13 protein-coding genes are annotated in these 18,655 nt (G+C 69.9%); 7 read left to right on the plus strand and 6 right to left on the minus strand.

All coding sequences use genetic code 11. From position 1 onward, the window contains the following. Positions 1 to 38: 38 nt before the first annotated feature. Positions 39 to 560: an SMI1/KNR4 family protein gene (locus E0500_RS24610; protein WP_309505130.1), complete on the plus strand. Its 522-nt coding sequence runs from the start codon at positions 39 to 41 to the stop codon at positions 558 to 560. Positions 561 to 569: 9 nt separating this feature from the next. Here E0500_RS24610 and E0500_RS24615 read toward each other — a convergent pair whose 3' ends face one another. Beyond that, on the minus strand, positions 570 to 1,475 hold the full coding sequence (locus E0500_RS24615) for a LysR substrate-binding domain-containing protein (RefSeq protein WP_220140597.1): 906 nt from the start codon (positions 1,473 to 1,475) through the stop codon (positions 570 to 572). A 90-nt stretch (positions 1,476 to 1,565) separates the two neighbouring features. Here E0500_RS24615 and E0500_RS24620 point away from each other — a divergent pair, with 90 nt between their 5' ends. After that, positions 1,566 to 2,894: an aspartate aminotransferase family protein gene (locus E0500_RS24620; protein WP_131558742.1), complete on the plus strand. Its 1,329-nt coding sequence runs from the start codon at positions 1,566 to 1,568 to the stop codon at positions 2,892 to 2,894. 169 nt (positions 2,895 to 3,063) lie between these two features. On the opposite strand, the gene E0500_RS24625 is transcribed toward E0500_RS24620, so the two are convergent. Continuing rightward, the gene (locus E0500_RS24625; protein WP_399119799.1) at positions 3,064 to 5,406 is read right to left on the minus strand and encodes a glycosyl hydrolase family 95 catalytic domain-containing protein; all 2,343 of its coding nucleotides are present in this window, start codon (positions 5,404 to 5,406) and stop codon (positions 3,064 to 3,066) included. Between the two features lie 291 nt (positions 5,407 to 5,697). Further along, positions 5,698 to 8,736, minus strand: a complete 3,039-nt coding sequence (locus E0500_RS24630; protein ID WP_309505131.1) for an amidohydrolase family protein — start codon at positions 8,734 to 8,736, stop codon at positions 5,698 to 5,700. Between the two features lie 339 nt (positions 8,737 to 9,075). Here E0500_RS24630 and E0500_RS24635 point away from each other — a divergent pair, with 339 nt between their 5' ends. Next, positions 9,076 to 10,671 (plus strand): PH domain-containing protein, encoded by a 1,596-nt coding sequence (locus E0500_RS24635; RefSeq protein ID WP_131558746.1) that lies wholly within the window; start codon positions 9,076 to 9,078, stop codon positions 10,669 to 10,671. On the opposite strand, the gene E0500_RS24640 is transcribed toward E0500_RS24635, so the two are convergent. After that, a complete protein-coding gene (locus E0500_RS24640; protein WP_309505132.1) occupies positions 10,657 to 12,126 on the minus strand; it encodes a hypothetical protein in 1,470 nt (489 codons plus the stop codon). The genes E0500_RS24635 and E0500_RS24640 overlap by 15 nt on opposite strands. Positions 12,127 to 12,205: 79 nt before the next feature. Continuing rightward, positions 12,206 to 13,114 carry an SDR family NAD(P)-dependent oxidoreductase gene (locus E0500_RS24645; protein ID WP_131558748.1) on the minus strand — a complete coding sequence of 303 codons (909 nt, stop codon included), beginning with the start codon at positions 13,112 to 13,114 and terminating at the stop codon, positions 12,206 to 12,208. A 136-nt stretch (positions 13,115 to 13,250) separates the two neighbouring features. Between E0500_RS24645 and E0500_RS24650 the strand changes: the two genes are divergently transcribed. From E0500_RS24650 to E0500_RS24660, 3 genes are all read left to right on the plus strand, one after another. Then, the gene (locus tag E0500_RS24650) at positions 13,251 to 14,168 is read left to right on the plus strand and encodes a LysR family transcriptional regulator (protein ID WP_220140599.1); all 918 of its coding nucleotides are present in this window, start codon (positions 13,251 to 13,253) and stop codon (positions 14,166 to 14,168) included. A 425-nt stretch (positions 14,169 to 14,593) separates the two neighbouring features. Continuing rightward, positions 14,594 to 15,466, plus strand: coding sequence for a hypothetical protein (locus E0500_RS24655; protein WP_131558750.1), 873 nt, complete (start codon positions 14,594 to 14,596; stop codon positions 15,464 to 15,466). 151 nt (positions 15,467 to 15,617) lie between these two features. After that, positions 15,618 to 16,112: a DUF6069 family protein gene (locus E0500_RS24660; RefSeq protein ID WP_220140600.1), complete on the plus strand. Its 495-nt coding sequence runs from the start codon at positions 15,618 to 15,620 to the stop codon at positions 16,110 to 16,112. 100 nt (positions 16,113 to 16,212) lie between these two features. On the opposite strand, the gene E0500_RS24665 is transcribed toward E0500_RS24660, so the two are convergent. Next, positions 16,213 to 16,389 carry a hypothetical protein gene (locus E0500_RS24665; protein WP_165934846.1) on the minus strand — a complete coding sequence of 59 codons (177 nt, stop codon included), beginning with the start codon at positions 16,387 to 16,389 and terminating at the stop codon, positions 16,213 to 16,215. Between the two features lie 362 nt (positions 16,390 to 16,751). On the opposite strand from E0500_RS24665, the gene E0500_RS24670 reads away from it, so the two are divergent. Further along, on the plus strand, positions 16,752 to 18,626 hold the full coding sequence (locus tag E0500_RS24670) for an ABC transporter ATP-binding protein (RefSeq protein ID WP_131558752.1): 1,875 nt from the start codon (positions 16,752 to 16,754) through the stop codon (positions 18,624 to 18,626). Positions 18,627 to 18,655: the final 29 nt, after the last annotated feature.

An 18,655-nucleotide genomic window follows, 5' to 3' on the forward strand; every position in this document is an offset into this window, starting at 1 on the left:
ATCTACTGCCAACGAATCAACGATTCAGGACACTACTGGTGGCAACGCTTTCAGAGATACAAGCCCTGTTGGGTGAACCCCGGTTCAACTGGTCGGATCCGGCACCATGGATCGAACTGGAGCAGGAACTCGGCATCGAATTCCCTGCGGACTTCCGTGAGATCGTGGACGCCTACGGTTCGATCTCGATCAACGGGCAGTTGTACCTGAAGCACCCTGCCGGCCATCTTCTGCACAGCCTGGGAAAGGACATCAGGCTGGATCTCGAGCTCTGGCGCGAGGAGGACATGGCGGAGTACCTGCCCAGTCCGGTGGGGGCGAACCCCGGCGAATTGATGCCGGTGGCGACGGCCATGACGGGCGAGGCGGTTTTCCTTCGCGTTCCCGACGCCCCCTCGTCGCCCTGGCGTGTCGTGGTCCAGGAGTTCGACAGTCCGGCGTGGACTCTCTACGAGATGACGTTCAGTGAATGGTTGCTGGACTATCTCAGAGGGAGAGACGTGACGTTGTGTTCTCGCAACTTCGCGCCTGACCGCCCGTTCTACGAATTCCTGCCCTGAGAATGAACCTCACTCACGACCCGGCAGCGGAAGATCCGGCTGGTGACGCAGCGCGTCCAACACGACGCTCACCGCCGCGCGAGGTGGTGAGCCACGACGGATCGCCGCCGTGATCGTGCGCGTCACGGGAGTCGCGAGATGCCCGGTGGCGACGCGATAACGGCGATCGACCGCCAAGCCGGGCAGCAGCGCGATCGACAGCCCGGCCTCGACGTGCTGGAGGGTCATCATGTAGTTGCTGAACCGGCACACCACCCGCGGCTCGAACCTCGATTGACGGCACAGGCGTAGCGCGAGACTCGCCATGTACGACTGTGGCGTGTCGAACGCCCACGGCTCGTCCGCGTAGGCCGCGAGGTCCACGGCGCCTCGCCCGGCCGCGGGATGCCCGGGCGGGACCACCAGCAGGATCTCGTCCGTGGCCAGTGGCACGAGGTCGAGATCCGGTCCCAACGGCGGCTCGACGAAGTCCGTGGTCGTGATGATGACGTCCGCGTCGCCACCTCGCAGCGCGGGCATGCTGTCGTGCGGCTCCAGTTCCAGCAACTCGACGTCCAGGTGCGGATACTCGCGCGCCAGACGTGTTACCGCCGGGACGGCCATGGTGTGGATCGCGCTCTGGAACGCCCCCAGCCGCACCAGGCCGGACGGCTCCTCGCCGAACCCGCGCAGCTCCGCCTCGACGCTGTCCATGTGATCGAGGATCGCCCGCGCCCGCCGGGCGAGGATCAGCCCGGCCGGGGTCAGCCGCACCCGGCGTCCCGTTCGTTCCAGCAGTTGTGTGCGCGTCTCGGTCTCCAGCACGGCGAGCTGCTGAGACACGCTTGACGGGCTCAGGTTGGCGGCCTGGGCGACCGCACGGACGGTGCCCAGCGTGTCCAGCAGGCTCAGCAGCCGGAGCCTCCAGGGGTTCATCACGCCCTCATTGTTGTGCGGTTCTGCCGAACAGGGGAGCCGGAATTGTGAGATGGACGTGTCACTCGAGCGCGACCTACCGTCGGCGACATGGCTGCTGTGACCACCTCCACGTCGTCCACCGAAACCTTCTGGACCGATGCCGAGAGGCATCTCGTACGCTACGGCGGCGAGTTCACCCCCGAGATCATCGACCGTGCCGCCGGGAGTTTCCTGTTCACCGAGAGCGGCCGGAAGATCCTTGACTTCACATCCGGCCAGATGAGCGCGATCCTCGGCCACTCGCACCCGGAGATCGTCGCGACCGTCCAGCGGCAGGTCGCGACCCTCGACCACCTCTTCAGCGGCATGCTCAGCCGCCCAGTGGTCGACCTCGCCCGGCGGCTGGCCGACACGTTGCCCGCGCCGCTGGAGAAGGCGCTGCTGCTGACGACCGGCGCCGAGTCGAACGAAGCCGCGATCCGGATGGCCAAGCTCGTCACCGGCAGGCACGAGATCGTCTCGTTCGCGCGGTCCTGGCACGGCATGACGCAGGCCGCCGCGTCCGCCACCTACAGCGCGGGTCGCAAGGGCTACGGCCCGGCCGCGCCCGGCAACTTCGCCATCCCCGTGCCGAACGCGTACCGGCCCGACTTCACCGCGGCCGACGGCTCGCTGGACTGGCGCCGCCAGCTGGACTTCGCCTTCGACCTGATCGACGCCCAGTCGACCGGCAGCCTGGCCGCGTGCCTCGTCGAACCGATTCTCAGTTCAGGCGGAATCATCGAGCCGCCAGTCGGGTATTTCGCGGCCCTGCAAGAAAAATGCAGGGAACGCGGCATGCTGTTGATCCTCGACGAGGCCCAGACCGGCCTCTGCCGTACGGGGACCTGGTACGCGTTCGAGCGCGACGGCGTCGTTCCCGACATCCTCACGTTGTCCAAGACGCTCGGTGCCGGGCTCCCTCTCGCGGCCGTGGTCACCAGCGCCGAGATCGAGCAGGAGGCGCACGAGCGCGGGTTCCTCTTCTTCACCACGCACGTCGCCGATCCGCTCGTGGCCGCGGTCGGCAACACCGTCCTCGACGTCCTGATCGGCGACAGGCTCGACGAGCGCGCGCGGTCGCTCGGCGCGTTCCTCCGCCACGGCCTGGCGGACATCGCCAAGCGTCACGCGATCGTCGGCGACATCCGCGGCCGGGGCCTGCTGGCCGGGCTCGAACTCGTCGTTGACCGCGAGACCAAGCGGAGCTCGAACGAGCTGGGCGCTCGGGTCACCCGGCGCTGCCTCGAACTCGGCCTGCACACCAACATCGTCCAGCTCCCCGGCATGGGCGGAGTCCTGCGGATGGCGCCGCCGCTGACCGCCACCGAGGACGAGCTTTCGCTCGGCCTGGCGATTCTGGACGAGGCGATCGGCGACACCTGCGCCGCCCTCTGAGCCACCTGCTGATGCTGACCAGGCTGCGGAACACGGGCTGCGGAACACAGGCAGCGCGGCGGCCTGCAGCCACCGCGCAGACCGCGGGCCGGGAGCGCCCGACGCGGGCTCGCCCCCGAGCCCGCGTCTGCTGGGCGCGATCAACGCTATCGATCGGTGAGGTGCCGGTTCAGTCCGGCAGCCCCCACGGCTTCGAGTCTCCGACGGCCGGTACGTCACGCGGGCCGAGGTCCGCGTCCGTGCCACGGCGGAGAACGACGGCCGTTTCTCCCCTGCCGAGGGGAACCTCGATACGGCCGGCCCCCGTCTCCCGGTAGCGCAGGCGCCGCCCGTGCTCGTCCCGTACGTCGATGGCGCCGTCGATGCCGTGCTGCAGCACCAGTGGTGCGCCGGCCTCGCTGTGGACGCGTACCCAGCGGGTTCGGCCGCCTGACCGGTCCGCGTCGATGAGGAACGCGCCCTGGGTACGCAGGGCTTGGACCGAGAAGTCGGGCCAGCGCCGTGACACGGAGGGGAAGACCCGCACGATGCCGCCATGGCTCTGCACGGCCGTGTCGAGGACCGACTGGGCCGCCGTCAAGGGGCTCTCGATGCCGAGGTTCGTGTCCTCGACGTACATGGTGTTCGGCGTCATCCTCGCGCCCCAGGTCTGGTGGACGACATTGCCGTCGGTGAAGAAGGTCAAGAAGTCCAGGGCCTCTTCGGGCCGTTCGATCACGGATGCCATCGAGGAGGCGACGGCGTAGCTGTAACCCGCCCACAGACCGCGGTCCTTGATCCAGTGGTCGAAGGTGGTCCGCATGATCTCCCGGTCGGCCGGCCGGTCCCAGTTCAGCTCGTGCAGCGGATACAGCCACAGCATGTGTGAGAAGTGCCGGTGGGACTCGGTGAGCGGCTTCCCCGCGCCGATCATGATCCCGGTCGGGTCCCGCGGGTAGTCCACCATGCGCCGGAGGATCTCACGCCAGCGTGCGGCGCGCGGATGGTCCGTACGGAGAATGCGCAGGCAGTCGAGGAGGGTGGCGCAGCCCCAGCGGAGCAGGGAGAGGTCGTAGGTGCAGTCCTCGGCGTCGGCCCACTCGGGCGACCGGGTGAGCGGCAGATGAAGCCTTCCGTCGCTGCCCTCGTACAGGAAGTGGTCGTAGAAGTTCGCCGCCTTGACGAGGATCGGGAAGAGGACGTCGCGGACGATCGACACGTCCATGGTGTGGCGGTAGCTGAGCCAGACGTTGTGCATGGCCCAGATGAGATTGCCGTTGTTGTCGGTCTTGGTGGACGTGCCGGGGATGCCGACGGTCTTGGCGCCGGGGCGGAGCTTCCAGTCGGAGGGGTGGGCCAGGGCGTAGGTCTGCCCGTCCTGGTACTCCGGCGGGACGGACAGCGGCAGGAACTCCTCGAAGTCCTTGAAGGTGGAGGTGACGGAGTCGAGTTCGAGGTGGTTGGATCCCTGGATCAGCCAAGTGGCGATCTGGACATTGAGGTTCCACCACACGGCGGTCCAACTGCCGCCCGTCTCCGGGTACCACGGCCCCCACTCGGACATCGAGGGCCCGCCGGCCCGGGTGGCGCAGGCTGCCTTGTAGAGCTGGATCCAGTAGAAGTCCTGAATGCGCTTGTCGGGTACCGACAACAGGCTGCGCCGGTAGAAGCGGTGCCACCAGTCGCGGTGCTCGCGCACCAGGTCGTCGGGGTCGAAGGACAGTGTGCGGGCCACTTCGGCGACGGCCAGCTCCGTCGTGCGCGACAGGTCCTCGGGGAAGCGGTAGACGATGTGCGCGGCCAGCAGCCTGCCGCTGCCGACGCGCCGTTCGCGCCAGGCGGTGGTCCACCCTCCGCCCGCGATCAGCGGCTGCTCGACATACCTGGTGGCCCCGGTGTCTCCGGCGGAGCCGACGCTGGGGTCGGGGTTGCCGGTGTAGTCGGCGGGCTTGTCCTTTGTCCGCGGAGAGGTCGCGGACATCCATGTGAACGACCAGGCCGCATCCTCCTCGCCGGCACTGGGCCGGGTGGAGATCAGCAGCGCGGCACGGGTGTTGTGCACCAGCATCGAGAAGCGGACGCTGCCCCGTGTGGTGGTGACGGTACCGCGCAGCTCGGCGTCCCAGAGGTCCAAGGTCCAGTCGACGCCGGTCACCTCACCGGCGAGCGTGAGGTCGAAGTGCCCTATGGGCAACCGGGAGAATCCGTACGGAGCGCGCCACTGTGGGCGCTGGTCCTGCACCTGGCTGTGGCTGACCATGACTTTCACGGAGTTGGCCGTCGCACCTCGGTAGACCTGCACCCCGAGCAGGCCGTTGCCCAGGAAGGGGCCGTCCTTCCAGTCGCCGGGCATCCGCCGCCAACGCGGAGCGGCGGCCCTGACCATCCGTTCGTGCAGTCCCTCCGCCCCGCCGGCCGCGCGGGGCGCCGCCCAGCCGGTGCCGGACCCTGCCGACCAGCCGACCGCGGCGACCGCGGCCGCCGTACCGATCACACCTCTTCGAGAGATCCCGTTCCCAGGCGTCACGGTCACGTAGGTGCCTCCCAATCCTGGTTGTGAACCTCCTGGCATGGTGCAGGCGCCTTGAGTGAAAGGGGAAGACCTCCGACGTATCGGAAATCGAGGTGTCGGCTCATCTGTGGGTGGCTTGAACGTATTCGCAGGTCAACTGACTTGCCCGGAAGTGTCTGACCGGCGGAAGGTTGAGAGCCAACCGATGTCTGCACCGACTGCGCCCACTTTCACGCGAGCCGCCGGTGCAGGTTGCGGGATCGCCGAAGTGCGGGTCGAGGTCCCCCTCGACCCGCACAAGTTGTCGCGCGATCAGCAGCAGGAGTGGGGAATGTGCTCCTCCCGGTGCCACCAGAAGTGGTCGCGGGCCGGTTGCTGGGGGACGTCGGGCAGGGTGGCGTTGCGGACGACCGTTCCACTCTGCTTCGACGCCGTCGGCGTCGCCGTCGCCGTGAGGTCCGCGACCGTGTGCGGGACGCCGCCGAGGACGACTTGGCGCACGGCAGCCGCGGCCGCGATGTCCGTCATCGGGTCGCCCTCGACCAGCACGAGGTCGGCGAGCTTGCCCGGCTCGACGGTGCCGAGCTGGTCGGACAGACCCAGCGTGCGGGCTCCCTGAACGGTGGCGGATCGCAGCGCCTCGTACGGGCTGACACCGTGACGGACCATGGTCTGCAGGTTGAGGTGGTAGTAGACGCCGGGCGGGACGAGCGGGCTGTCGGTGCCGACGGCGACATGGGCGCCCTCTTCGACCAGGCGGCGGACGGTCTTGCCGTGCCGGGCGACGAAGGCGAGTTCGGCGGTCGGTTCCTTTGCCAGGGCCGCCGTGATGCCCTCGCGCAGTTCCGCGTACTCGGCGGCGGTGAGCAGGGAGGTCAGCCGGGGGTCGTCCAGGGCCCAGTCCGCGTGCCTGTAGAGGGCGGCCCGGACGGCGGACAGGCCGAGACCGGACAGTCCGAAGGTGGGCGTGAACGCCATGCCGCTCGCGGCCAGCGGGCCGGTGACGTCCTGGTAGCTGTGGCCGAGGTGGGTCTCCTTCTGGCGTCGGCCGTAGCGGCTGGTGCCGCCGACGTGCTCGACGCCGTCGGCGCCCAGACAGAGCGGCCCGTACAGGTAGTGGGATGTGCTCCGCAGGCCGATCCGGTGGGCCTCCCGGACGGCCGAGCGCTGGAGTGCGTAGGGCAGCCGGACGTACGTCTTGACCATGTCGTGGCCGAGGGCGCGGGCCTTGTTGATCTCGCGGCCCAGCTGCTCCTCGTCCGTGACCGGGCGGCCCGAGGAGTAGTAGATGCGGGAGCCGTCGACGAGGTCGCCGGCGGTGAAGACGCGCGGGCCGGTGCGGCGGCCGGAGGTGAGGGCCTCCTTGGCCTCGACTGCCGCGTAGTGGGAGGTGCCGGGTGAGCGCAGGGCGGTGACACCGAAGGAGAGCCACAGGCGCATGAGTTCGTTGCGCTCCCAGGGGCCGTGCTCGTGGACGGCGACGAAGCCGGGCAGCACCGTCAGGCCGCGGGCGTCGACCACCTTGTCCCCGGGCCGGACGGGACGCTCTCCGCGCGGGGTGACAGCGGCGATCCGGTGCCCGTCGAGGTGGATGTCGACGTCGCGCCGCAGGGCAGGGCCGGTGCCGTCCCAGAGGGCTCCGGCCCGGACGACCGTACGGCCGGTGGGCCGCGCCGGGCGCCAGGAGAGCCGGAGCGGGACCGCTGAGGTCCTTCCGGTGGGGGTGGTCAGGCGCAGGCGGCCGTCGGAGAGGTAGAGCAGGGTGGCGGAGTCGCCGCTCCAACTGGGCGCGTCGGCGGTCTCGTCGCCCACCCGGCGGGCGGTGCCGGTGGTGCGGCCGGCGGAGTCGAGGTCGCTGATGTGCAGGGTGCCGTTCGCGATGTATGCCGTTCTGGTGCCGTCGGGCGAGTGCACGGGCCCCGCGTCGATGCGGTTGGCGAGGGAGCCGCCGGGAAGGGGCTCGCTGTAGTGGGCCTCGCCGGTTGCGAGCTCGACGGTGAGGATCTGGTTGTGGCCCTCGCGGTAGCGGGGAGTGACGGGGACCAGGACGGCGGCGGCCAGGCGTTTGCCGTCGGCGGTGAAGGTGGGGCGGCCGGGGGCGTTGAGCGGGCCGGCGACCTTGCGGACGGCTCCGGTGTCGAACTCCAGGAGGCAGAGGGTGGCGCCCTCGGAGACGAAGGCGACGCTGGTGCCGTCCGGGCTGACGGTGGGCGCGGAGGCGGAGATGCCGGTGTCGGTGAGGCGGCGTCTGGCGCGGGTGGCGAGCTCGTACCGCCATAGGGCGATGCCGCCGTCGCGGTCGCTGGCGTACACGAGGCTACGGCCGTCCGGGGACCAGGCCGGGTCGGTGTTGCGGTGACCGTCGGCGACGACCGCCTCGGGTGCCCCGCCGCGGCGCATGATCCACAGGTCCCCGAGGGCGCCGAAGGCAACGCTCCGGCCGTCCGGGGAGAGCGCGGGACCGACGATGCCCTTGACCTGGCGGTCACCGGCGCCGTCGAAGTCCCGGGCGGCGGCGGGCCGTTCGGCGACCTTGGGCACGGTGACGCGGGCGCTGAACGGGATGTCCTTGACCGTGCCCTGGAGCGTACGGCGGCGAAGGCCTCCGTCGGCGGTGTAGAAGAGCTCGTCCGGACCGGCCCAGCGGGCGGCGAAGGGGAACACGTCCTCGCCGTCGTCGGACACGGTCTCGCCGTCGACGACGAGCGCGGTGCCGGCGGTGGTGAGGTGGACGTAGGCGAGGCGGCTGCCGTCGGGTGAGAAGGAAGGCCCGGCGAGGCGGCCCTCGGTGACCTTGGCGAGGGTGGTGCGCGTGCCGTCGGCGGTGACCTTGTCGATGGCCCGTGGGGCGTCGCCGGTCCCGGTGGTGAACGCGATCGCCGTGCCGTCCGGCGTCCAGTAGGGCTGGGCCTCCTGGCCGGTGCCGGTGGTCCAGACGGTGGCATCGCCACTGTCGACCTCGATGACGTGGATCGCGTACCGGCCGTCGCTCTCGGCGGTGCAGGCGATCCGGGTGCCGTCGGGTGAGAAGCGCGGCTCGCGGTGGTCGGCGTCACCGGAGGTGAGCTGCTTCCGTCCGGTGCCGTCGGCGTTCATCAGCCAGAGGTGGAAGGTGCCGTCGGTGTAGGCCTGGTAGACGATCCGGCGGCCGTCCGGCGAGAAGTCCGGCTCGCTCGCCTCCTCTTCGACACCGGTGAGCTGCACGGCGTCGCCGCCCTTGGCGGGCAGCGTCCACAGCAGGTTCATCAGGTCCAGGACGACGGTCCGGCCGTCCGGGGCGAGTGCGGCGGAGGCGTTGGTCGCCTCCGTGACGGTCACTTCGACGGCACGTGCGCCCGTCCGGCCGTCCACGGCCGGGGAGGCCCATGCCGAAGTCCCCTGACCGCTCAATACCCCTGCGCCCGCAGCGATTCCGGCTCCACGCTTGATGAGCGCACGACGTGTCAGTCCCACTGATCCCATCCCACCTCTCCGCAGATTTGAGTGCACCCTACACATGACGGCAGCCACTGGAACAGCCCGTTCCGCTCTGTCCTCGACCTGCAAACTTCCATTTACACAATGGAATTGATGGCTCGCTTCCGCCCCCGCGTCACTGCCGCGTTGCATCCGGTCGGCAGCGTGGTCGGCCGGAACACTGCCGCATCATGCACAGGTGGGGGCAGCGCGCACGGTGGGATGCTTCCGCGTATGACCGATGTCCGGGAAGTGACCTGTCGTCCCCTCCAGACGCGGGCCCTGTGGTTCTTCGTCGGGCTGGCGGCAGCCGGGGTGAGCCTGGTCGTGGTGCGCATGGCGTACGAGGGCCCGGACGCCTGGCTGGGTCTCGGGCTGCTGCTGTCGCTGGTGGGCATCGCGTCGCTCCGCGCGGTCACCGTCCGGGTGAGCGCCGACGCGTACGGCCTGCACTCCCGGACACTGCTGCGCCGCCGGAGCGTGCCGTGGCGCGACGTCGCCGACCTGCGCGTACGCCTGAAGTACGCGAACACCCCCCGGGTCCAGGAGACCCGTCGCGTCATCCTGGTGCTGCGCGACGGACGCAAGCGGCTCCTGCCCCTGCCGCACAGCTGGTCCCCGGACGACCCGGACTTCGACGCCAAGGTGGGCGCGCTCCGTGCGCTGCACCGTCGTTACGGGGACCCGGAGTCGAGCTACCTCCCCATCGTCTCGTACCGCACCTCCGGGAGTGGCTGGGCCGGTTCGCTGGCACTGTGCGCGCTGCTGCTCGCGTGCGCGGGCCTGGCCGCGTGGTGGGTGCCGAGCATCGGGTCGGATGAGCGGGCGTGGAGGTCGGCCACCCCATGCACATCCGGGACACCCGTCGCGGAACGTGAGGCGGGAGAGTGCCTGACCACCCTGCCAGCCGTGATCACACGGACCGACGCCAACTGGCCCGCGAAGAAGCCCAGTTGGCTGTACTTCGCCGACCGTCGGCCACTGGAACGACTCGCGGTCCCGCGCGAGGACGCCGAGGAGTTCCGGCCCGGTGACAGGGTCGAACTGACCATCTGGCGCCGCGAGGTGATGGAGGTCGCCGGGGAACGCCATGTGTGGCGTCAGCACATCCCTGTCGCCGGGGACGCGGCCGCCCTCGCGGCCGCCCTCGCTCTCGCCGCGGGGCACCCCGGCGCCCGCGTGCTGCTGCGTCTGCGCGGGCGGCGGCTGCCCGACGACGAGGTCCTCCCCTCGGTGCTTCCGTTCACGGCGGCGCTCGTCGGCACGGCCCTGTGGCTGCTGCCGCTCAGTTACCTCAACCCAACGACCCTGCTCGCCTCTCCCGTGGCGATCACGTGGGCGACCGCGGGTTCCCTGGCCACGCTGGGCCTGCTCACCTGGGCTTGGCGCGCCACCCGCATTCGTCCGCCCGGAGAGGACACTGCGGTCGCCGAGTCCGCCGGGTCGGAAGGACAGGAAGAGCAGATTGGGGAGGTGTTCCTGGCTGCCCGCTTCCTGGAGCACACCGACTACAACCCGTACCGCTTCGGCACGCACATCGTCCTCGGAGGTGGTGGCCCGCCCGCGGTGACACCCCACCCCGGCCCGGGCAGGTTCGCGGCGAAGCCGATCCCGATGGAGCGGATCACCGTGGGCGGCGTGCGGCGCGTTCGGGGCAGCGACGGCGACACCGTCCCCAGAAGCTGGCACATCGCCGAACTCGACGACGCGGGCAAGCCGGTCCGCCTCGCGGCCGCCCCGGCCGACCTGACCCGCATCATCCGTGAGTTGAGCCTTGGCGGAACCGCCGCGCATCGGGGACTCCGTCGGCCCGGCTCAAGGTGTCCGTGAGGGCCTGTGACCCGTCGTCTGACGCTCCGCGCTGCGAGGGCCGGTGTACCGGAGGATCCACACGCCTTGGTTCTTGTCCGATATGTAGATGTAGCCACGGCGGTCCACCACCACGTCCTCGGTCTGGGTGACGAGGCGGTCCTCGGGCATGGGGCCGTAACGGCGACTGGGATCCGGCGGCAGGAAGTAGCCGACCTCGCGCGGCAGCCGCACGTTGGAGACGTCGTAGATCGGCAGCCCGGCGTTGAAGTGCGCGACATAGAACAGGTTGCCCTGGCGCTCGACGTCCGGGTGGTGCTGATGGTGGTTGATGTTGTGCGGGCCGCGCCAGCCACCCCGGGTCGTGAAGTCGTCGTACGGGGCGTTCTTCGGCGGTATCGGCTCCGGGAACAGGGACAGCAGGTACGGCTCGGCCGGGTTCGTGATGTCGACGATCGAGTTGTGGTGGGCGGCGCCCTCGGCGTACGTGACGTTCTCGGAGTTGGCGAAGGCGATGCCGCGCTCGGGCAGCGGCAGCACGCTGTGCACGCCGAAGCGCGAGTGGAAGGGCGGGCTGAACCGGAGCGTGCTCACAAGCGTCGGTCGGGACACCTCGGAGATGTCGAGGACGACCATGCCTGCGGCGCCGTAGGGCAGGTACGCGTGATGGCCCGCCACATAGGCCGGCCCGTGCAGCGACACGTCCGCGCCGGTGGGGCAGCAGAAGCCGTGCCCGGGTGGTGCCGTGGTCGTCGCCCCGCCCTGCTCGGACGCCCTGCTCTGCTCGGACCCCCCGCCCTGCTCGGAGTCCCTGCTCTGCTCGGACGCCTCGCCGTCACGCTGGCCGGGCACCCACCAGCGGCCCGCCTCACGCGGGCGGCGCCGGTCGGTGATGTCGAGAATCATGTAGATGTTGCCGGTGTGGCCGGGCAGTCCGGCGGCCAGGTGCACATACCGTCCGCCGGGATAGTGGTTGCGGTGGGTGCCCGTTCCGCCAGTGCGGAAGCGGCCCAGGCGCTTCGGTCTCAGCGGCTCCTCGATGTCCCAGATCAGCACGCCGTCCTCGAACTCGGCGTCCGGGTCCCCGCCGAAGTTGGGAAAGATCTGCTCCAGCGCCGTGACCATGGTCGTCCCGGACAGGTCGACCTGCAGGGTCCAGGTGTCCGCGGGACCCGGGACGAAGGCCGCCACCTCGGGCCGCGCCGGATCGGTGACATCGACGACGCTCCAGCCGGAGTCCCAGAAGTGGCCGGTGTGGAGATACCACCGTCCCGCCACCTCGCGGATCGCCATTTTGAACGCCGGCCGGTCGTCCATGTCGCAGTAGCCGACGGCCTCCACGTTCCACGCGTACCCGCCCCCGGGCACGCCGTGTCCCTCGGCGGCAGCGGCCTGAGTCCCCGGTAACGCCGCGACTGCCGCGGACGTCATCCCGGCCCGCATGGCCTGCCGCCTTGTCCAACGCCCGTTACTCACACGGTCTCCCTCTGCCTGGGTGACGCACGATTCGCCCGCTGTCCCACTCCATTAGCGCCGATACGGGGTAAGCGTCCTGTCAGCCGGTGAGGTAGCCGCCGGACGCGTCGATGTCGGTGCCGACCACGGCGGTCGCTTCGTCCGAGCTGAGCCACATCACCACCGAGGCCATCTCCTCGGCGCGGACGATACGTCTGATCGGGTAGTCCTGCGCGATCTCCTCGTAGGTCATCCCGAACGCTTCGGCGGCCCGCCGCAGCATCGGGGTGTCCACCGCGCCGGGCGCGAACGCGTTGACGCGGATGTTGTCCGCGGCGTACTCAAGAGCCGCCACCTTGGTCAGCGAGGCGACAGCGTGCTTGCTCGCGTTGTACGGCGCGATGGTCCCGAACCCGACCTCGGCCGAGATCGACGCGGTGTTGACGATCACCCCGCCGCCCTGGGCCAGCATCTGCGGGATCTCGTACTTCATGCCGAGGAAGACACCGCCGGCATTGGTGCGCCAGACGCTCTCCATGTCCGTGAGGGACTGTTCGTGCAGCCGCGCCGCACGGGGACTTTCGATGCCGGCGTTGTTGACCGCGATGTCGAGTCTCCCGTGGCGGCTGACGCAGACGCGGACGAAGTCCCGCACCTCGCTCTCACTGCGCACGTCGGCGCGTATGAACGTCGCGTCACCGCCCGCCGCCCGGATGTCGGCGGCCACCCGCCGGCCGAGCTGCTCCCGCCGGCCGCAGAAGAACACCCTGGCCCCCGCTCGCGCCATAGCGCGAGCGGTCGCCTCGCCGATGCCCGACGTGGCGCCGGTGATCAGCACGACCTTGCCGGCGAACCGTCCGGATCCCGCGTCGGACGGAGCTGCCGCCACGGAAGCCGCCACGGAAGTTGTCGCGGATGCTGCCGCCCCGGGCGTGGCCGCCGCAGTGGCAGCCAGGCCGAGCGTGCCGACGGCCAGGACCCGGCGGCGGGAAGGGACATGATGCTGCATCAGGAATCCTCCGGTCATGGCTGGGTAGGACGATCGGTCCGAGTGCCGGGAGAGAGTCCCCCGGGGGGACCGTTACCGGCCAGGTAAATCGCGCAGGCCCTCCGGCGTCCAATACCTGCGCTCATACGCTTGAGGCATGAGGGTCGACTCGAGCGGGTCCGTGGACATCGACACACGAGTGCTGCGCTACTTCGTCGCGGTCGCCGAGCAGCTCAGCTTCACCCAGGCGGCGAAGGAACTGTTCGTGTCGCAGCCCTCGTTGAGCCGCCAGATCCGCCAGCTCGAAACTCGGCTCGGCACCGAGCTGTTCACCCGCAGCACGACCGATGTCCGGCTCACCAGGGCCGGAGAAGTGCTGCTCGACGCCGCGCGCCGCCACCTGGCCGACTGGCAGCGCACCATCCACATCGTGCGCGCCACCGCCGCAGGCGACCGCAAGGTCCTGCGCTTCGGGTTCGTGGCCACCGGAGGCGGTGCGCTCGCCCGCCGAGCCCGGTCGGTGTTCGCCCAGCGGCATCCGGACGCCACGGTCGAGCCCAAACGCTTCCCCTGGGGAGGCGAGGCCAACGCACTCCGCCACGGACTGGTGGACGTGGCGTTCCTCTGGCTGCCGGCCGACACCTCAGGGCTCCACGCCGAGATCATCGCGACCGAGACGCGCTGGGTGGCCGTGGCCCGCACCCATCCGCTCGCCGCCTCGGACAGCGTCACCCTTCACGACATCCGCGACGAGCCGCTGATGTGGACCCGCCGCGCACCGACCGCATGGGTGAACTGGTGGGCGGTCAACCCGCGTCCCGACGGCTCCGAGCCGGTTTGGGGACCGGAGAACGACAACGTCGAGGAAATGCTCGAACACGTCGCCGCCGCCGACGCCGTCTGCATCGGCTCAGAATCGATGGCCGCCTACTACTCCCACCCCGATCTGACCTGGCGGCGCATCACCGACATCGATCCACTGCGCATCGCCATCGCCTGGCCGCACGACGACACCCCCAACCCGCTAGTCCCCGACTTCGTCAGTATCGTGCGCACCCTCGCCGGGCAGAGCTGAGCCGCACTCCGGAAGGCCGCCTCGGGAGTGGCCCCCTACCTCACGCGACGCCGTGTCGAACGTCCTGATCGGGACGGTGAATCGGGGACGGTGATGCGGCTGAGCGGAGCCGAAGGGCGAGGAGCGATGACTACTCCTTTTACACAGTACGAGTGAATCAACCGACTTTTCCGTTCGGCGCTGGTGGTGAGTCCCTTACGGTCTCCGAGTGATCGGGCGGCCGCAGGGGTGTCCTGCGGGCGGGTGGCCGTTGAGAGGCGCACCTGATGTTGGGGTTGTGGAAGTCGCCGGAAGCGCTCGCGATCCGAGCGGGCCGGTTCCGTTGGACCAGGGAGCGGACCTGGGCCGCGGTCGGCTTGGCGTGTCTCGTTGGCTCAGTGCTCACTGCCACCGGGTGGTGGGCGGTCGAGAGTTGGGCGACACACATGCAGGGACTCGGGCCGGCCGTCGCCTGCTGGACGTTGACGGCTTCCCTGGCGCTCCGCGCGTCAGGGGCGGGCGGCCGGGTGCGGACGCGGCTGCTGCTGTTGGCGGGTTCCGCGGCGGCCGGAGGGGTGTACCGGGCCGCGATCGACGTGATGTCGGCTCACCCCTGGGCCTGGGGGCTGGATGTGCGGCCGGTGCTCGGTTCGGTGGTGGTCACCGGAGTGACGGTGGTGGTCGGCCTGGGAGTGGCGGGTCTGACGGTCGCGACCGGTGCCGGAAGCGGCCGGCGCCTGTGGCTGCTGCGCGTGCTGGACGGGATCGTCTCAGCCGGGTCCGTGTTCTTGACCGGATGGGTACTGCTACGGGGACCCGGTGGGGGCTGGCAGCTGGAGACGGGAATGGTGGGCGTTCTGTGGGGCGCCGAAATCGCGTTCCTCGGTTTTCTGTTCGCCCTGCGCGGTCTCGTACGGGGCGACCACCGGACCACCGTGTGGGTGGCGGCCGCCGGTCTGTCCCTCATGCTGATCGGGGACACCCTGCGGCTGTGGAGGTCCGACCCGGACACCCCTGAGGAAATGCCGTTTCAGCTGGCCGACGCCTTCAGCACCGCGGGTCTGCTGGTGGTCGCCGCGGGCCCCTGGGTGCCCGGCGGGGCGAGCGTCCTGGGCACCGGCGGATCGAAGCTGTGGCTGGGGATGGAGGGCACCGCGGCGTTCGTACCCCTGACCGTTTTCACGGTCATGGCACTGGGATACGCCTTGGCTCCTCTTGCCGGCGATCCGGTACCGCTGCTGGTCGGGGGGACGGTACTGCTGGGCTTCTGGGCACGCCGGACGCTCGTGTCGAGCGGGAACATCGGGGACCGTGACTGAGTTCTCGTGCGGTGGTGATCGCCGTCCTGGAGTTGCCTCCGGCGGCCGACTCTCCGGAAAGTCCTCTGGGAACCGCTGAGTTCTGGGGCGTCACTCGGTCTACCCCCATGAAAGGCATACCGAGCCCGAACGCCGAACAGGAGACCTTGCCATGACAGGAGACCGCGCCGTGAGCGAGACCGCGCCCCAGACACAGACCACCGCTCAGTTCCCTTCCACACCTCGCTCGACCCGTTTTCTGGCCGCGCGCCCCGTCTGGCTGGTCGGTGTTCTGGCTACCCTCGCCGGTGCTGTCGTGACCGAAGCCTTCGCACTCGTCGCCCGGGCTGCCGGTGTCCCGATGGACGCGGCCAGTCCCGGGGCCGAGGAGGCCGCGGAGATTCCGGTGGGCGGCTTCGCCGGCGGCGTGGTGTTCTGGTCGGTCGCCGGGATCATCCTCGCGGTGGCCCTCGCCCGCTGGGCCAGGAGGCCCGCTCGCACCTTCACGGTGACCACTGTCGCGCTCACCGCGCTGTCCCTCGCCGGCCCGGCCGTCGCCCCGCACACGGCGACTTCCACCCAGATCGTGCTGGCCGTGTCCCATGTGGTGGCTGCCGCTGTGATCATCCCCGCGCTGGCGCAGAGGCTGTCCCACCAGCATCGGTGAGGCGACGTCCGCAACGGCGCCGTACGCTGCCGAGCCCCGGTGCGCCTCGCGCGGTACCGGGGCTCTGTTGCGGGCACCGTTCACTGATCATCTGTAGGGGTCATGCGGTCCGGATGTCGTCCACTCGCTCGCCCTCCGCCTGGGACGGCTCGGTCCTGGGGACGTCCGGATGCTGTTCCACGGCCGCGCTCTCGGCCGGTTCGTCGCGCTCGCCCTCGGCCTGGGAGGGCGTGTGCGAGTACAGCCAGCGGTCGTAATACGAGGCTCCGGTCTTCATGGCGGGCCTCCCTTGGTCGCTCACCTCCATGCTCCTCCCGGGGACGCCGCGAGGCGAGTGTGCTCCGTGGCTTGTACGCCACCGTCGGTGCCGCGCTGCTCTGGCTGGGATCGTCCCGGCGGCGGAATTCATGCGCCCCAAAAAAGTGAGGATCATTTCCCAATACTTTGCAGGACACGGTCTTCATATCCGTAGCGCACTGGATCCAGCGTTTTGACGTGAACCAGAGGGATTGAATCGCGCCAATGCGAAGTCGAGTGCATCTCCGCGACCGAAAAAAACGCTTGGACGTCGTGGGTGCCGTCACGGGAAACTGCCGTTCTCGCGGCGCTTTCGACGTGCGAGTACCGGAAGGCAGGGGGATGGGATCTCCTGAATCGCACGACGCATTGCCGGGCAAGGGCTCGGTGCTCCTCGCACTTCGTTACTACCGACGGGAACTGGTCCGGCTCCGGTGGCTGGCGGTTCCCGGGATGCTGCTGCCTGCGCTGGGCAACATCGGCCTCTACTACATCGCTCCGCTGGTCGTCGCGAAGCTCGTCGGCGGCATCGCCGGCGACACCGGTGCCACCGTCGGCTCGGCACTGCCGTACGTCCTCGGCTTCGCCGGCATCCTGCTGTTCGCGGAGGCGGTGTGGCGCGTCGGCCTGCACTGTCTGAACCGGCTCGAAGCCCGCGGCATCGAGCACCTCTACGTGATCGGCATGGACGAGCTGTTCGCCAAGGACGCCGCCTTCTTCCACGACAACTTCGCCGGTTCGCTGACCAAGCGGGTCCTGAGCTTCGCCGCCCGCTTCGAGCAGTTCGTCGACACGCTGACGTTCTCGGTCATGGGCAACTTCGTGCCGCTGCTGTTCGGGGCGGTGGTGCTCTGGCGCTACGAACCGCTGCTCGTCGTCGGTCTCCTGGTGATGATCGCGGTGACGGGGCTGTGCGTGGTGCCCCTCATCCGCCGTCGCCAGGCGCTTGTGGCCCAGCGCGAGCAGGCGGTCGCCCGGGTGTCGGGCCATGTCGCCGACAGCCTGATGAACATGGACACGGTCCGGGCGTTCGCCGCCGAGGACCGCGAGGCCGCGGAGCACCGCTCCCGCGTGGCGGAGTCGCGGCGGCTCTCGCTCCGGTCGTGGGACTACGGCAACCTGCGCATCGACACCCTGGTCGCGCCGATGTCCGTGCTGACCAACGTACTGGGCCTGCTGCTGGCGGTCACGCTCGGCGGGGGCGCGCACGGCGTGGAGGCGGTCGTGGTCGCCTTCACGTACTACACCAACGCGACGCGGATCATGTTCGAGTTCAACCAGATCTACCGCCGCATGGAGAGCGCGATGACCGAGGCCGCGCAGTTCACCGAACTGCTGCTCGTGCCGCCGACCGTGCTCGATCCCGAGTCGCCGGAGCCGCTGCGGCCCCGGGCCGCCGACGTCCGCTTCGAGAAGGTGACCTTCGCCCACGCGGGCGCGGAGCCGCTCTTCAAGGGTCTCGACCTGGCGGTGCCCAGCGGGGCGAAGATCGGTCTCGTCGGCCGGTCCGGCGGAGGCAAGACCACACTCTCCCGGCTGCTGCTGCGGATGACGGACATCGACGCCGGCCGGATCCTGATCGGCGGCCAGGACATCAGCAAGCTGCGCCAGGCCGACCTGCGCAGCCTGATCGCGTACGTGCCCCAGGAACCCGCGATGTTCCACCGCACACTGCGGGACAACATCGCGTTCGCCCGGCCGGAGGCCACCGACGCCGAGATCCGCCGCGCCGCCGAGGCGGCGCACGTCACCGAGTTCGCCGACGTGCTGCCGGACGGTTTCGAGACCATGGTGGGCGAGCGGGGCGTCAAGCTGTCCGGCGGACAGCGTCAGCGGGTCGCCCTCGCCAGGGCGATCCTTCGCGACGCGCCGATCCTGCTGCTCGACGAGGCCACCAGCGCCCTGGACTCCGAGAGCGAACTCCTCGTCCAGGAGGCGCTGTGGCGGCTCATGGAGGGACGGACGGCCCTGGTGGTGGCACACCGGCTGAGCACGGTCGCCACCATGGACCACCTCGTCGTCCTCGACCGCGGACGGATCGTCGAGCAGGGCACGCACCACGAACTGCTCGCGTCGGACGGCGCCTACGCGAGGCTGTGGCAGCACCAGTCGGGTGGCTTCCTCGATGACAGTCCCGTCGGCGACAGTAACGTCAGCGACAGCCCCGGCGACGGCATCTCCGTGGACGGCACCCCCGCGCGGGCCGACCTGCACTGAACGCGAACCGGGCGGCAGCCCCGTGCGCC

Source organism: Streptomyces sp. KM273126 (genome assembly GCF_004337435.2).
In the GTDB taxonomy this organism is placed as follows: Bacteria; Actinomycetota; Actinomycetes; order Streptomycetales; family Streptomycetaceae; genus Streptomyces; species Streptomyces acidicola.

What these genes read in the sequence shown, in the direction of transcription:
- E0500_RS24615 (WP_220140597.1), bottom strand. Translation starts at nt 1,475, where the DNA reads ATGAACCCCTGGAGGCTCCGGCTGCTGAGCCTGCTGGACACGCTGGGC.
- E0500_RS24620 (WP_131558742.1), top strand. Translation starts at nt 1,566, where the DNA reads ATGGCTGCTGTGACCACCTCCACGTCGTCCACCGAAACCTTCTGGACC.
- E0500_RS24635 (WP_131558746.1), top strand. Translation starts at nt 9,076, where the DNA reads ATGACCGATGTCCGGGAAGTGACCTGTCGTCCCCTCCAGACGCGGGCC.
- E0500_RS24645 (WP_131558748.1), bottom strand. Translation starts at nt 13,114, where the DNA reads ATGCAGCATCATGTCCCTTCCCGCCGCCGGGTCCTGGCCGTCGGCACG.
- E0500_RS24650 (WP_220140599.1), top strand. Translation starts at nt 13,251, where the DNA reads ATGAGGGTCGACTCGAGCGGGTCCGTGGACATCGACACACGAGTGCTG.
- E0500_RS24655 (WP_131558750.1), top strand. Translation starts at nt 14,594, where the DNA reads ATGCAGGGACTCGGGCCGGCCGTCGCCTGCTGGACGTTGACGGCTTCC.
- E0500_RS24660 (WP_220140600.1), top strand. Translation starts at nt 15,618, where the DNA reads ATGACAGGAGACCGCGCCGTGAGCGAGACCGCGCCCCAGACACAGACC.
- E0500_RS24665 (WP_165934846.1), bottom strand. Translation starts at nt 16,389, where the DNA reads ATGAAGACCGGAGCCTCGTATTACGACCGCTGGCTGTACTCGCACACG.
- E0500_RS24670 (WP_131558752.1), top strand. Translation starts at nt 16,752, where the DNA reads ATGGGATCTCCTGAATCGCACGACGCATTGCCGGGCAAGGGCTCGGTG.